At 53.0% G+C, this 13,217-nt stretch carries 12 protein-coding genes and 1 tRNA gene; 6 read left to right on the top strand and 7 right to left on the bottom strand.

Translation table 11 applies throughout. From position 1 onward, the window contains the following. Positions 1-401: 401 nt before the first annotated feature. From AC2FF8_RS16775 to AC2FF8_RS16795, 5 genes are all read right to left on the bottom strand, one after another. Positions 402-1,037, bottom strand: a complete 636-nt coding sequence (locus tag AC2FF8_RS16775) for a hypothetical protein (RefSeq protein WP_496880263.1) — start codon at positions 1,035-1,037, stop codon at positions 402-404. A 310-nt stretch (positions 1,038-1,347) separates the two neighbouring features. Beyond that, on the bottom strand, positions 1,348-1,557 hold the full coding sequence (locus AC2FF8_RS16780; protein WP_058272409.1) for a MerR family transcriptional regulator: 210 nt from the start codon (positions 1,555-1,557) through the stop codon (positions 1,348-1,350). Between the two features lie 98 nt (positions 1,558-1,655). Further along, a complete protein-coding gene (locus tag AC2FF8_RS16785) occupies positions 1,656-1,985 on the bottom strand; it encodes a hypothetical protein (protein ID WP_425080315.1) in 330 nt (109 codons plus the stop codon). Next, entirely contained in the window at positions 1,978-3,168 is a 1,191-nt protein-coding gene (locus tag AC2FF8_RS16790; RefSeq protein ID WP_496880264.1) for a tyrosine-type recombinase/integrase, read from the bottom strand. Before AC2FF8_RS16790 ends, AC2FF8_RS16785 begins: the two co-directional genes overlap by 8 nt. Positions 3,169-3,315: 147 nt before the next feature. Beyond that, positions 3,316-3,405: transfer RNA gene (locus AC2FF8_RS16795), tRNA-Ser, on the bottom strand. Between the two features lie 413 nt (positions 3,406-3,818). Here AC2FF8_RS16795 and AC2FF8_RS16800 point away from each other — a divergent pair. Together AC2FF8_RS16800 and AC2FF8_RS16805 are read left to right on the top strand one after the other, a co-directional pair. Continuing rightward, positions 3,819-4,250, top strand: coding sequence for a hypothetical protein (locus AC2FF8_RS16800; protein ID WP_496880265.1), 432 nt, complete (start codon positions 3,819-3,821; stop codon positions 4,248-4,250). Positions 4,251-4,460: 210 nt separating this feature from the next. Next, the gene (locus tag AC2FF8_RS16805; RefSeq protein ID WP_496880266.1) at positions 4,461-5,612 is read left to right on the top strand and encodes a tyrosine-type recombinase/integrase; all 1,152 of its coding nucleotides are present in this window, start codon (positions 4,461-4,463) and stop codon (positions 5,610-5,612) included. A gap of 336 nt (positions 5,613-5,948) precedes the next feature. Here AC2FF8_RS16805 and AC2FF8_RS16810 read toward each other — a convergent pair whose 3' ends face one another. Continuing rightward, entirely contained in the window at positions 5,949-7,964 is a 2,016-nt protein-coding gene (locus tag AC2FF8_RS16810) for a hypothetical protein (protein ID WP_496880267.1), read from the bottom strand. A gap of 364 nt (positions 7,965-8,328) precedes the next feature. On the opposite strand from AC2FF8_RS16810, the gene AC2FF8_RS16815 reads away from it, so the two are divergent. From AC2FF8_RS16815 to AC2FF8_RS16830, 4 genes are all read left to right on the top strand, one after another. Beyond that, entirely contained in the window at positions 8,329-9,105 is a 777-nt protein-coding gene (locus tag AC2FF8_RS16815; protein WP_496880268.1) for a hypothetical protein, read from the top strand. Positions 9,106-9,248: 143 nt separating this feature from the next. Further along, entirely contained in the window at positions 9,249-9,458 is a 210-nt protein-coding gene (locus AC2FF8_RS16820; protein WP_257600069.1) for a helix-turn-helix transcriptional regulator, read from the top strand. After that, positions 9,448-9,756 carry a hypothetical protein gene (locus tag AC2FF8_RS16825; protein WP_496880269.1) on the top strand — a complete coding sequence of 103 codons (309 nt, stop codon included), beginning with the start codon at positions 9,448-9,450 and terminating at the stop codon, positions 9,754-9,756. The genes AC2FF8_RS16820 and AC2FF8_RS16825 overlap by 11 nt, the downstream gene beginning before the upstream one ends. Further along, a complete protein-coding gene (locus AC2FF8_RS16830) occupies positions 9,753-11,894 on the top strand; it encodes an AICE element replication initiation protein (protein ID WP_496880270.1) in 2,142 nt (713 codons plus the stop codon). Before AC2FF8_RS16825 ends, AC2FF8_RS16830 begins: the two co-directional genes overlap by 4 nt. 118 nt (positions 11,895-12,012) lie before the next feature. Here AC2FF8_RS16830 and AC2FF8_RS16835 read toward each other — a convergent pair whose 3' ends face one another. Further along, on the bottom strand, positions 12,013-12,846 hold the full coding sequence (locus AC2FF8_RS16835) for a COG3904 family protein (protein WP_496880271.1): 834 nt from the start codon (positions 12,844-12,846) through the stop codon (positions 12,013-12,015). Between the last annotated feature and the right edge of the window lie 371 nt (positions 12,847-13,217).

The raw sequence follows: 13,217 nt of genomic DNA on the forward strand, positions 1-13,217 counted from the left end.
CAAACACCATTGCGATAGTTGATGCATGCCCGTTGATGGCTGCTTTGCTCTCAAAGCTTTAGTTTGCTTGAAAGCCCAGTTTGCGATGAAAAGCTGCAATTCTGTGTCGAGAGGCACTGCGACCCTAGAACTTTAGTGAATTGAGCAATTTCTGCAGGTTTCTCTCCCTTCGTATCAAGTCATTGACGGCTTTGCGTGCCTGCACAGCGCTCCGCGATCTTTCTCCGTGCTTCCAGGACGGATGGCTTGGCCCAGCAGCATGCCCACCTCCGACACCATGCATTCGGCACACGCTCCAACCTTGAACAGCGGGTGCGCGGCAGCGCATGCCAGTAGACTTTGCCGTTGCTGTGCATCTGGGCGCGTCTCGCAGCCTTTTGGCAGGGTCCATGAGGTTGTCGTCACTTTTTGTCATCCGACCGCCCCTCGTTGTGGACGTTACCAACGATTGCCTGCCCACCTTCTTTAACCTCAACGCGTTCGACCCGGACGGTCTGATCCGCCTTGGAGCGATACCGTTTCAGGGTTTCGACCTGGCTAGTGAAGGTCCGCGCCAGCTTATTGAGCGCTCGTTCTGCCGAATCTTGCTGCGGGAGAGTTTTTACGTGGTTCAGGCGACGTGCCATCATCATCGTGGCCTGATGGACAGCGCCCATTTGGATCGCAAGCATGGCTTCGATCTCGTCCTGCGGCTTAACCCCAGCAACAACCGACATTACGAAGTTCGATGCCGTCTCGGAGACAGAGCTGTCCTGCTGCCCAAGAGTCGCGACTTGGTCCATGACCCCTTCGAGGAACCGATAATCAACGGTGCCGAGCTCATGCATTGCCAAAGCACAGGCAGCGGTTGGATCTTTTCCTTTGTGCCCAACCGTGAGCCTGCGTGTGTCTTCATTGAAGTCCAACTTGATATCCGGCGCGCGAACGCGTGATTTCTTCCGTTCCCTCAAATCAGCAACCGCGTTGATCTCCGCTTCGTTAAGCTCGGAGTTCTTTGTCCGAAGTTCGTTGCCACTGTTTTTCTGTGACTTGCTCATGTCCGCCTCGCGTAACAGGGAGTGGTTAGTATTAGTGTTCCCGATGATTGGTTCGGAGAAGAGGGCCAGTGTCTGGCCCCCCGTCGTGACTGGTACTGATCGACTTTGGACAGGACATATCAGCCATGCTTGATCCGTCCTTTCCGTACGATCACCCGTTCAACCGAATGGCTCAAAGGCGACCAGTAGTACCGGCGCTCGTTTTTTCTTGTCGGCGTGGGGCATCCTGTGGCATCAACTGGACTTGCTAGGGTGGCAGTTGATGTCACTGGAAAAGCCCCATCTCCGCGCTTGGAGTTGGGGTTTTTCATTATGCAGCCTCGTTGTTGGGATCGGTGCGCCGCGCCGCCAGCCAGGCATTCAGATCAGCTCCGTGATAGGCGATGCGCCGACCGATGCGGATGAAGGCCGGACCACACATGCGGTGGCGCCATTGAGCCAGCTTTTCGCGGTTTCCCAGCAACTGCATTTCAGGGTCTTCTGGGAAATAGACCCGGTCGTCATTGAAGACGTTTGCCATCGTTGAAATCCTCTTGGATCAGTTGCGATGGCACCCAATATTCACAAAAATTAGAAGTTGAGAACAGTAGTCTTCCCATTCTTCCAAAACGGAAAAAATTACTCTTTGCCCTTGACACTGCGGAAGCAGACGTCGCCGGTGAACTCTCCAATTTTCCAAAGCTCCGCAATGTACTTTCTCAAAGTATCCTCGGAAATGTTGAACAAAGGTTCTAAAGCAAATCTGGAATCCAAAAGTTCGTCCTCTAACCTGGATCTTTCCGTGGCCTTTTTTCGCCACCATTCATGGGTTTCAGATTGAACTTTTTGAACGTAGCGATGCACTAGTTGCGCAGTCTTTGTGTCATTTCGAACCAGTTCGGGTTGCAATGGGTAAACCTTCTCGGCCAACACGAACCTTAAAGCCAATATTGTCTCCACTTTAGCCATCGGCGCCATCACGCTTGTACAATAAGTAGCTTGACCAACTGTGCATAAGTTCGCGCCGGCGCTCTAACAAATCCGACCGTGCATAGGCCCGCTCCACATCCGACCCGATCTGATGAGCCAAAGCCGCCTCTGCCAGTTCGCGCGGCGCGTTTGCAGCTTTCGCCGCCCAATCCCGAAACGAACTGCGGAAGCCATGCACGGTGACGCCATCCTGTCGCATCCGGCGCAGCAGCATCAGCATGGACATGTTCGACAACGGCTGATGCCGCCCTTGCCCTTCGAACACATAGTCAGACACCAACGCGCGCAGCGGCTCCAGAATTAACAGCATTTCATCGGTGAGAGGGACACGATGGACCTGCCCACCCTTCATGCGCTCCGCCGGAATGGTCCACAGACGTGCATCGACATTTACCTCGGGCCATTTCATCTCCAGCACCTCAGAGGTTCGGCAGGCGGTCAGAATGGTGAACTGCAGGGCTTTAGCGGCCATGGCTGAACGGGTCTGCAACTCGGCATAAAACGCGGGCACCTCCTGCCACGGCATCGCGTCATGGTGCTGGACCTTGGCCTTGACGGTGGGCAGCACCTTGCCTTCGCGGATCGCGGTCACCGGGTTCTCTCCCGAGCGGAAGCCCTTGGACTTTGCCACATCGAGCACCGTCTTGATCCGCTGCGACAGTCGCTTTGCGGTTTCGTGTTTCTCGGTCCAGATGGGGGATAGGCACATCAGCACTTCGGGCTGATCAATGCTGTCTACGGGCATACGGCCGATCTTGGGGAAGGCATAGTCGCGCAAGGTGTTGAGCCATTGCTGGCCATGTTTGGCATTCTTCCATGTCGGCAAGCGGTCGATGTGAACCTGACGACAGAGTTCTTCGAAGGTCGGGATTTCGCGCTGAGCATTGAAACGCGGGTTCAAACCAGCTTTCGCCATTCGCCTGTATTCAAGCGCTCTTTCTCGGGCCTGGTTCAAAGTGACAACATCAGCGCCGCCCAAACCGAAGTCCGTTCGCAGCGGTGCACCCTTTCGGTTCTTCTGTCCTTTGACCGTTACGCGCACGATCCAACGCCGTGCGCCCGAGGGATCGACAACAAGGTACAGGCCAGAACCGTCGCCATGCCGACCCGGGCCAAGATTCTCTACCAGCTTCTTTGTCAGCTTCCCGCTGAGCGCAGCCATGAAAATACCACAGAATATACCACTCAATAGAAAATATTAGGGACAACTGAGTAAAACTCAAGTTGATACTACTAGATAGTAAGTGCCGACTATTTATAGGAATACGGCACGTTAAACGCGCCACATCAACTCACTGAAATAGGTAAATGGCGGAGACGAAGGGATTCGAACCCTCGAGACGGTTTCCCGCCTACTCCCTTAGCAGGGGAGCGCCTTCGACCACTCGGCCACGTCTCCGCCGACGGGTATATCCTTGCAAGCGACGGGAATACAAGGCGAAATATCTGATTTGCGCCCCTCTCTGAAAAATTGCTGAACCCGTTGAAATCACGGCAAAAGACGCCAACATAACCGGATCATGGGCCAGATTTTGAGAATTTTTTCTGGGGCATGTTCCAACGTGAAACAACCGAACCACCAGACTCGAAACGCCACAGCAAATCGAATCCCCAATCGGCATCAATCGGCATCGCTGCTTCGATTGAGCGGTCACTTTCTAAAAGCGAAGAATTTCTCTTGTTTCAATTGGATCCCATTTCCTCCGGGCAGTGGCGGCAGCGCAGGGCAATGCAAACGAACGATGGCTCACTTTACGACCACACTCGCCTTTATAAAAGTGGAGTGGTCAAAAACGCCACGAAGGGCACAGAATGAAGAAATTTATCGCATCCGCTGGAGCGATGGCATTGGTCGTATCAAATGCGATGGCAATGGATGCTGACAGAGAGGCTATTATCAACGATAAAGTACGTAGTTTTGTTGACGCTGTAGGCTGCGCAGATCCAGAAGCCGCACAATCTTTGCTTGCGGAACTTGGCACTGACGATTTTGACGTTTCTACATATATTGCGTTTCCGGTTGTAGATGTCGGATGTGCAGGTGGGGCTGGAACAAACGCATTCACGCCGGTCGTATTACGTGTTCCAGAATACCGGCCTTTGGCGGCTCATGTCGACATGTGGGCAACGGCGGATATTGAATTTGTAGGTATGCCTGCGCGCGGATGGTTCGACGCAGCAAGCCCCGCGTTATTCGATGCTAAGAGTTTGATATTTGGTTGTTATTTTTGGTTGCGGGAGTAGGATTTGAACCTACGACCTTCAGGTTATGAGCCTCATTGTCGTGTGTTTGCTGTTATTTGCTAATGTTATTTCTTATACGATTTATCAATATGTTACCTATGATTTAGCTTGTTGTAAGCATTCTCCACATTGTCCAAATTTGCTCTCTACTGTAGCACCAGTGTAGCACCGCCAACTTTTGGTAGCACCAAGGCAATTCAAGGAAACACCGTGGCCAGTCACCGTTTGAACTTCACCAAAGCCGCCCTTCTGAAAGCACCTGCCGCAAAGAAAGGTTCGCGGGACTACTACTACGACGAGCGGGAAGCGGGCCTCATTTTGGCCGTAACGGCGGCAGGATCGAAGAGCTTCTACCTGTACAAACGGATTGAGGGGCGACCCGAGCGGCTGTTGCTCGGCAAATTTCCTGACATGACTGTAGAACAAGCCCGCAAGGCAGCCGCAAAAGCCAAAGGCGGCATCGCGTCAGGGTCGAACCCTCAGAAAGAAAAAAGGGCCGTTCGGGATGAAATGACCTTCTCGGCGCTTTTTTTCGAATACATGGACAAGTATTCCAAAGTTCACAAAAAGTCGTGGCAGTATGACGAGCGGGAAGTGAACAAGTATCTGTCGCATTGGTTCCGCCGCAAGATTTCCAGCATTGACCGGGCCGAAGTGGAAAGGCTTCACGCAAAGATCGGCAAGGAAAACGGACTCTATCAGGCCAATCGTTTGCTTGAACGCATTCGCTCCATTTTCAACAAGGCGATTGAATGGGGGTGGAAGGGGGTGAACCCGGCTATCGGCATCAAGAAATTTCGGGAACAAAGCCGTGACAGGTTTTTGCAGCCTGACGAGTTGCCACGCTTCTTCGAAGCACTGGCAAATGAACCAAATGAGGCCGCGCGAGATTTCTTTATGATTTCGCTCCTGACAGGGGCGCGAAAGTCAAACACGCTGGCGATGATGTGGAAAGACATCAACTTTGAAGCGGCCACATGGCGGATCGAAGAAACCAAGAACGCTGACCCGCTGACAGTTCACCTACCCCAACAGGCAATCGAACTGCTGATCGAACGTAAACTTAAATCGGAAAGCCCCTATGTGTTCGAAGGCTCAGGTAAGAGCGGCCATCTTGCCGATCCCAAAAAGGCTTGGAGCCGGATATTGAAAGAAGCTGGAATCGAAAACCTGCGCATTCACGATCTACGCCGTACCTTGGGCAGCTATCAGGCGGCAACGGGTGCCAATGGATACATTATTGGTAAGTCTCTCGGGCATCGGTCCCAACAGTCCACAGCAATCTACGCAAGGTTAAACCTAGACCCGGTCAGGGAGAGTGTGGACAAAGCGACAGAGTTGATGTTTTCGAAGACTACTTAAGGGAGGGATTTGATTTTCACCGACCCCGAATACGAGGCTGATACGCGCAACAAATTAGCAGCCCATGCAAATTCGAGCCAACAGCGCAATGTTCCAGAGTGTGGAAAGCGCGCCTTGCGCCCGCTTTCCGCGTCGAAGCAGCGAAGAATTCGCGGTATCGAAACGACTTCGCCGGCACGTCCTTTGGCAGATTGAATGCTTTGTATCTCAAGGAAGATACTTGCCAAAAACCTGCAATACCGCTGCCACGAACGGGAATCGCGTAAGACACTTTGCAAACGGCACCTAGGGCCGCATTCCAGTATTGCGTGAGGCAACGGCTTGAGTTTGGCCTGCTCATTCCCGCCTTAGGAGTGAATCCGCAGCTTCTTGTAGTTCCGGTGTAACCAATCCACCGGCCCTTAATACAGGCCGTTCGAGATAAAGGTCCTTCCCATCAGCGGTTGGGAACGGCATCAAATTCCACGCCTCCGCATTCATATACGACCTTAGCGGAGGCATTTGTGGGAGCCTCTCTCGAATGAAAATTTCCAATTCTTCTTGTGAAGCATAAAGTCGCGTACTGGTCTGAGCAACGTCTCCCTTAACAAACGCTGCACCTGAGGTGTAATTTCCAGCGCCCATCAGAAGTTTCCAAAAATAAATATCACAAATGGGAACTCCACCAATTTCTGCGCCAGCGCCAACTCTGTGATTAATGATAACAATTGGCGTGAAAGTGAGTGATCCAACGTCCCCTTTGTAGTTTAGCTTGTCTGCAATAATGCTACGCCTATCTTCCGCCCACTGGCATTTTCTATTGGCCTGTGCAGCCGCTCCTTCAAGCTTCCTTTTGTAGTTATGCCTTTCAATAGGTTCGTTCGGTGCGATGAAACACTTCACCTCCGCAATGACAACGTTTTGCCCTAGCCTCATCAAAAGGTCGATTTCTTCATCATCTGAGGCCCTTTTCTTGAGTGCAGACGGAAAAACACAATAGTCGTCGATAATCTTATTGCTCTGTATTGCACCTTCCACCCCACTTCGGACGAAATTCTCAAACGTCGCCCCTTGCGGGCTGGTTTTTGGAACTTCGACCCCAAGCTTCCCAAAAATCTGCCGCTCGCAAAACCGAACTTTAGCCCCACTAATTACTGAAGGTGCAACGATCGCAAGCTCACCATCACCAATCTCAATCAGGGGCCGCAACCAAACGCCATCTCGAAAGCAAGTTGAAGTGTCACTAGGCGATATTTGAAGGCTGCCTATTAGAGCGGAAGCGCTTTCCTTTGAAACACCCAAGCAACTGGAGGTAATAGCGGTAAGCTCGGAGATATTGATACGAATTGCCAAGTCGCTTACGGCTTTGTAAGTCTTAAATGTAACGTTCTTGATCTCTTTGTATCTTTCAATCGAAATTGTCTCCAATACCCAAAGGGTCTTAACAAGTTGTCTTAGCGTGACACCTTCATTGTTTTTCAAAAGAGGTACATCCAAGAACGGTGATAGGTATGAATCTTCCAAGACAGAAATTGCGTCCACAAGAGACCGGATGCAATTATCACTTACTGCCCCCAATTTGTGTTTAAAGTTCCTCCCCTCTCGCCGAACTCCTACGACGCCTCGAATGCCCTCAACGCAACTTCTGTCAATGTCTTTCCCTCTGACTATTAAGGGAGCGTACATTGCAGACTCGGACCGCCACTGGCACGCTCTCCAAAAAAATGCCTCCGATTTGTTCATTGGTCCGAAAGTACGATTGCTGTTCAGATTTTGGAAATGACAACCTTCCCAAAGCGCAGACATCCATAGATCTCGTAGAGCTTCATGGATCGACAACACACGAGCGCCAAGGAACTCAAACTCCGCATAATCAAAACCTTTGGACTCTCTCACGCTCGGCAAACCTTGTGACTCGAAGAGCCAGTGAGGAATAGTGTCGACGAGCATTGTTGTGATATCGTCGGGTGACAGGTTTTGTTCCCCGAAACCATCAACACCGATTTCATTAAGCTCAGTGACATGAACTCCAACATTGACCCTTGCAGATTCGGACGTTCGACTCTTGGCGGCTCGCCTCAATCTGAATAGTTGTCTATTTGCCGACGCGATCGCCATCAAAATACAGCTGCGCTGACTTACTTCCGCAAACGCTTCAGACATTGGCTCCTTGCGCAACGCATTTATATGCCGACCAACCCACAAGGCAGTTTCAGCGAGGTATTTGTCGCGCTGGCATTCTGCAGAGTCCAAAACTTCCACCCATTGCCGTTGATCGAAATTCTTCGCGTTTGGAGATGTCAGCCGATTTTGCCCTTTCGTCGCCCTAGTAAAGACCTCGGTTTCTAAATGTTCGGTATGCAGTAATTTCATGGCTCGCTTCTAAATTGAGTTCTTCCTTCAAACCTCGCGTATCGCATCTGTGCAAGCGCAGCAACGTTTTGCGGGAGTAGTCCTAAGCTAACTCGTCAAAAAAGCTTGGTCCTACGAGCAACGCAAAATTTCTAAGCTTTGCAGAAATCGCTTCTTACTTGCAACTACTGCTGATCTAGACTGCAACGAAATCCCAGAGTTCATAAAAGGAATCTAGGGAGCCGTGTCTGCATTTGCTGAGCGCCTTTGTATGGCATGAAGCTGGTGCATGTCATATTAGCCAGACCAACCAAGTTTCACCGTCTGCACTGTCAGCCCTGTCAGCCTCTGGCGTTTTGCTGGCTTTTCCTGAACAAGCGGCGTCATGGAACAAGCTGACAACACTTTCCCCGACAACGAAACGGCACCGACCGCACCTTGGCTGCGTCTCATGGCAGGCCACGGTTTCTTGGCGGAATTACACCGGCTTTACGATACCCGATTCATGCATGAACTTGAGATGCTGATCGGACCCAAGGCCAATATTGACGACCTGCGAAAAGGTGTTGAGGCCGCAGCGCGGGCTTACATCCGCGAACGCCGCAAAATGCGCCGCCGCAAGCCGGGGGCAATGGAATATCGCAGACTGTCCGCATTGTCTGCCAAGCTTGAGGCGGTTTCGGTAGACTTTGCCCAAGTGCAGGCTTCGCCAAACTGTTCCGGGAAACTGGCCGACGCGCTAGAAACGCAAGCGCGATCAGCCGATCCAAACGCCGCCGGAATTGCAAACCTGATCGAAGGTGCATTTGGTCCCGGCGACCCTGTCGGCCATATCGCGGCGTTTCTTGAACTGTTGCATAAGGCGACCGCAGAAACGGTTGCTTTGGACGAGCATGACACCCCAAGCAGCTATCATGAGGCCGATCTGGATCGTTGGTCTCGCAGGCCAAAGAAAACCGAAAGCCAGCCGGTTGCCGCATTGGCCCGTGCCTTTCGCCCCTATTGGGAGCGTAACGCCATGCGCCCCTTTAATGCGGGCCGCTACGATCCGGCCACAAAGCAAAACAAAGCAACGGCTGTAGATGTGATTCATTTGATCGGCCAAAAACTTGATCCCGACCTGACGCGCACCCGAGTGGTCACGGTAATGCGGGTGATATAGTCATATTTTCGCCACATTACGTGGCAGTTAACCGGCATGTTTTCCTATGTAGGAAGTAGTTTTTCTTTCCTGCTTCACGCGTTTCGACCTGCCCAATCGCTCTCTAGGTTTCTCTTCATCGATCAAAATTGATGGAGGTTATCATGATCGCAAAACAGGCAGACACCCTGCTTAAACCCGAGCAAGTCGCGGAACGCCTCGGCGTGTCCACAACCACTCTTGCCACATGGCGCTGCACCAAGCGCTACCCGCTGGCCTATGTCAAAGTTGGCCGCTTGGTCCGCTATCGCATGGGAGATGTAGAAGCGTTCGAGATCGCGCGTCTTCAGGAGGTGGTTGCAAATGACTGGTAATTGGAAGCCTATCGAATTCGCGGCCATTGCTGAACTGGCCCGGATCAATCTGCAAACTCTACTAGCCGAATGGTTGCCGGATGGCCGGATCATCGGGCGTGAATGGGTGGCGCTGAACCCCACCCGCGCAGATCGGTCGCGGGGTTCGTTTCGGATCAATCTCGACAGCGGACTGTGGGCAGACTTCGCGACGGATGACAAAGGCGGGGATGCCATCAGCCTCTTTGCCTATCTGAACGGGGTCCAACAAGGACAGGCCGCGCGTGCACTGGCGCAACGTCTGGGGGTGCAGCCATGAGCGCGCTACCCGACCTTCGCCACCCGACAGCCGGTGTCGCTGATACCCAGCATGTTTATCGCAGCAGAACGGGTGCGCCTGTGCTTGTAGCCAATCGCTATGAGGGCAACGGCAAGGGCAAGTTCTTTCTGCCCTACGACGTGACCAAGGACGCATGGAAAGCACCCCAGTTGCGCCCGGTCTATCATCTAGACCGGATCGCCCAGGCGAACCCGGATCAGCCGGTGATCTGGGTCGAAGGCGAGAAGTGTGCCGATGTTCTGACAGGCTTGGGGTATCTGGCCTCTACCAGTTTTGGAGGCAGCAAGGCGCTGGCAAAAACTGACCTGTCACCGTTGGCAGGCCGTACTGTCATTATCTGGCCTGACCATGATGAGCCGGGACAGAGCTATGCCGCCAAGTTGGCCGAAGAGCTCGTTACATTACATAGGGCGACACCTCTGATCCTGTCGATCAGTGACGCACTGATTCAAGCGCATGATTCATCGAGTCTGATCCCTAAACCAATACATAGGGGCTGGGACGTGGCCGACGCCATTGCCGCAGGTTGGGGGCTAGGCGAGGTTGACGCCCTGATAAACAGCGTTGCGTGTGATTTGCCGGATGCAACTGCCGCCTACCTTACAAGTAAGGTTCCGCCTGCCGCCAATGACCCGCATCCCCCTATGTATCATAAGGAAAACCCCGACCTGTATACGTTACCTATACATAGGGATGAACCTGCACCTATACGTAACGATAGCAGTGCGGCGCTGGTGGATGGGCTTGAGCTTTGGAACACGCCGCAGGGTGAGCCATATGTAACGTTACGGGCCAAGGGTCACTTTGAGCACTGGCCTGTCGGATCATCGACCTTCCGCAACTATCTGGCCTATGCCCATTACAAAGCCGAAGGCAAAGCGCCCTCCAATGCCGCGCTGGATGACAAACGCCGGATGCTGGAAGGGGTGGCGCGGTTCGAAGGCGAGACCTACCCTGTGTCCAGCCGCATCGCCTCCATCGGGCGAACGGTCTATCTCGACCTTGGCGACACTGAATGGCAGGCTGTGGCGATCACGTCCGAGGGCTGGCAGGTGGTCAGCCACCCGCCCGCGCGGTTTCGGCGCTCACCGGCCATGCAGTCGCTGCCAGTGCCGGAACGGCATGAGAATGGTATCGAGTTGCTGCGCGATTTTCTGAATGTGGAAAGCGAAGATGATTTCCGCATGCTGGTGGCATGGGTTCTGGGATGTTTCCACCCCAAAGGCCCCTACCCTATCCTGATCCTGTCAGGCGAACAGGGCAGCGCTAAAAGCACCACTGCACAAACGCTGCGCGATCTGATCGACCCTGCCAGCCCAAGCACCCGCAGCACGCCCAATTCCGAGCAGGATTTGGTAATTGCCGCGATGCACAACCACGTCTTGAGCTTTGATAATCTCTCAACCATCCGCCCGATGATGGCGGACGCCTTCTGTCGGATCGCCACCGGCGGCGGGTTTGGCACCCGCAAGTTGCACACCGACAACGACGAGGTTCTGTTCAACGCCACCCGGCCTTGCCTGTTGAACGGGATTCCCGATCTGGCGGCGCGGCCTGATCTGGCGGATCGTGCCATTGGCATTCATCTGCCGGTGATCCCTCCTGGCAAGCGCAAAACCTTGGGCGCGTTCAATCGCGACTTTGCCAAGGCCAAACCTTACATTCTGGGCGCACTACTAGATGCGGTATCCTGCGCGCTGGGTCGAATTGACTCTGTGAGCCTCTCAGAAGCCCCTAGGATGGCGGACTTCGCAAAATGGGTGGTTGCTGCCGAAGATTCCCTTGGATGGGCTCAGGGCGCGTTTCTGGACTCCTACGCGGCCAATCGCGCGCGCAGTGACCAAGCCGCTGTTGAGGCCAACCCGGTGGCGCTGGCGATCCTTTCATTGATGGAAGGGCGGCAGCATTGGAGCGGCACTGCAACCGAGTTGAAGCAAACCTTGCGGGATCGCTTTCCTGCGCTGACAGAGGACAGCCATAGCTTTCCCCGGTCTGAGGCAAGGTTTGGTGCAGCGCTGCGCAGGGTACAGCCGGTGTTGCGGCGTCAGGGGGTAAACATCGCGTTCAGTCGCGAAGGCAAAGCAGGGATGCGGGTTATTGAGCTGAGAAGCCGGTAAACATCAAAAAAAATTTTGTGCTAGAGCGCCCGACCCCGTAGGTTGGGCGTTTCGTTTGATTTTTCAGTTGCGTTCGCCGGGTTTCGCCATCGATTTCTATGCCGGACGAAAAAGGCCTTCACTTGAAAAGTGAAAAGAGAAAACCGTTACCTGAACTGAGGTAAGCGTCGTTCGGAATGAATGTCATAGTTGATTTCAACTTCTCTGCAACGGACTTCTCATAAGGGCCTATTATTGAAGCAAAATATCCGTTTTGGGTTCGAACAACTTGATCTGCAAGTTTTGCAGTTTTGAGCATTTCGGGAGATGTACCGCTCTCCAGAACAATCCACCTAAAACCACTGGGCAGTTTTAGCGCTGTTTCCTGTTTTATTGTTGTTTCGGAGCCATCGGCCTCCAGAAGCACCACGTCGATCCCCGCTTGCTGAGCCTTTGCAGCATTTAGCCAGTTAATTTCATTCGGGGCTGCAGAAGAAACAAATACTATAGCGTCGAAGCCAAGGCCAAGCTCGTTTAAATAGGCACCAACAAGAGCGTTTCCGACGCCACTCTCCGAAACGCGCCCATTCTCTTTAACATACGCGGCATGAAATCCGACGAGCGCAGTAGGGTCCATGTATCGAGTTTCACCGCCAAGCCAAGCTAGCGCACATGCCGAAGCACAAGCGGTCTCCGGAGCCACTCCCGTGGTGAAGCCGGACGCACGAATTGCACGTCCGATGACTAGACCTTCGACCAAGTTTCCGCCCGGACTTTTCAATAAGACTGCGCCTAACTCTATGGCCTTAACAGTTTCCCAAAAGCGGTCCGCATCACCTTGAACGATTTCCCCTTCGAGAACCACTAACTCCAATGGTGTATCGGTAGAGACAACACGGATGTCTGCTGCAAGGGTGCTAGAGGCAATCAACGTAAATGCAGCAGTGAGTTTTACGAATAGCAGCTTGTTCATGTGAGCACCCAACAGAAATATTGAAGAGGGTATCGGTGCGTAGCATCATTCTCAATGGCAACCTTGGACTCGGTTCGGTCATTCGCCGATTTGGCTGACGGTGCTGACAGCACTGACAATATAGGTGACTCTAATTCTTTATTTTGAAGCAGGTACGGCTCGGCGAGCGTCAGATTCGCTGCTCGTAAGATGCTGATCTTTGCTGCGAAGTGTAGCACCACCGTAGCACCGGGTGAGTACGTCCCAAATGCAAGAAGCGCCCCTTGGGGCGTTAGTGCGTTGTAATCATGCAGGTATTTTTGGTTGCGGGAGTAGGATTTGAACCTACGACCTTCAGGTTATGAGCCTGACGAGCTACCGGGCTGCTCCAT

The sequence above is a fragment of the Ruegeria sp. YTSA144 genome, assembly GCF_059610125.1.

Excerpts from the sequence above, each read along its gene's own strand:
- AC2FF8_RS16775 (WP_496880263.1), bottom strand. The coding sequence starts at position 1,037 with ATGAGCAAGTCACAGAAAAACAGTGGCAACGAACTTCGGACAAAGAAC.
- AC2FF8_RS16780 (WP_058272409.1), bottom strand. The coding sequence starts at position 1,557 with ATGGCAAACGTCTTCAATGACGACCGGGTCTATTTCCCAGAAGACCCT.
- AC2FF8_RS16785 (WP_425080315.1), bottom strand. The coding sequence starts at position 1,985 with ATGGCTAAAGTGGAGACAATATTGGCTTTAAGGTTCGTGTTGGCCGAG.
- AC2FF8_RS16790 (WP_496880264.1), bottom strand. The coding sequence starts at position 3,168 with ATGGCTGCGCTCAGCGGGAAGCTGACAAAGAAGCTGGTAGAGAATCTT.
- AC2FF8_RS16800 (WP_496880265.1), top strand. The coding sequence starts at position 3,819 with ATGAAGAAATTTATCGCATCCGCTGGAGCGATGGCATTGGTCGTATCA.
- AC2FF8_RS16810 (WP_496880267.1), bottom strand. The coding sequence starts at position 7,964 with ATGAAATTACTGCATACCGAACATTTAGAAACCGAGGTCTTTACTAGG.
- AC2FF8_RS16815 (WP_496880268.1), top strand. The coding sequence starts at position 8,329 with ATGGAACAAGCTGACAACACTTTCCCCGACAACGAAACGGCACCGACC.
- AC2FF8_RS16820 (WP_257600069.1), top strand. The coding sequence starts at position 9,249 with ATGATCGCAAAACAGGCAGACACCCTGCTTAAACCCGAGCAAGTCGCG.
- AC2FF8_RS16825 (WP_496880269.1), top strand. The coding sequence starts at position 9,448 with ATGACTGGTAATTGGAAGCCTATCGAATTCGCGGCCATTGCTGAACTG.
- AC2FF8_RS16830 (WP_496880270.1), top strand. The coding sequence starts at position 9,753 with ATGAGCGCGCTACCCGACCTTCGCCACCCGACAGCCGGTGTCGCTGAT.
- AC2FF8_RS16835 (WP_496880271.1), bottom strand. The coding sequence starts at position 12,846 with ATGAACAAGCTGCTATTCGTAAAACTCACTGCTGCATTTACGTTGATT.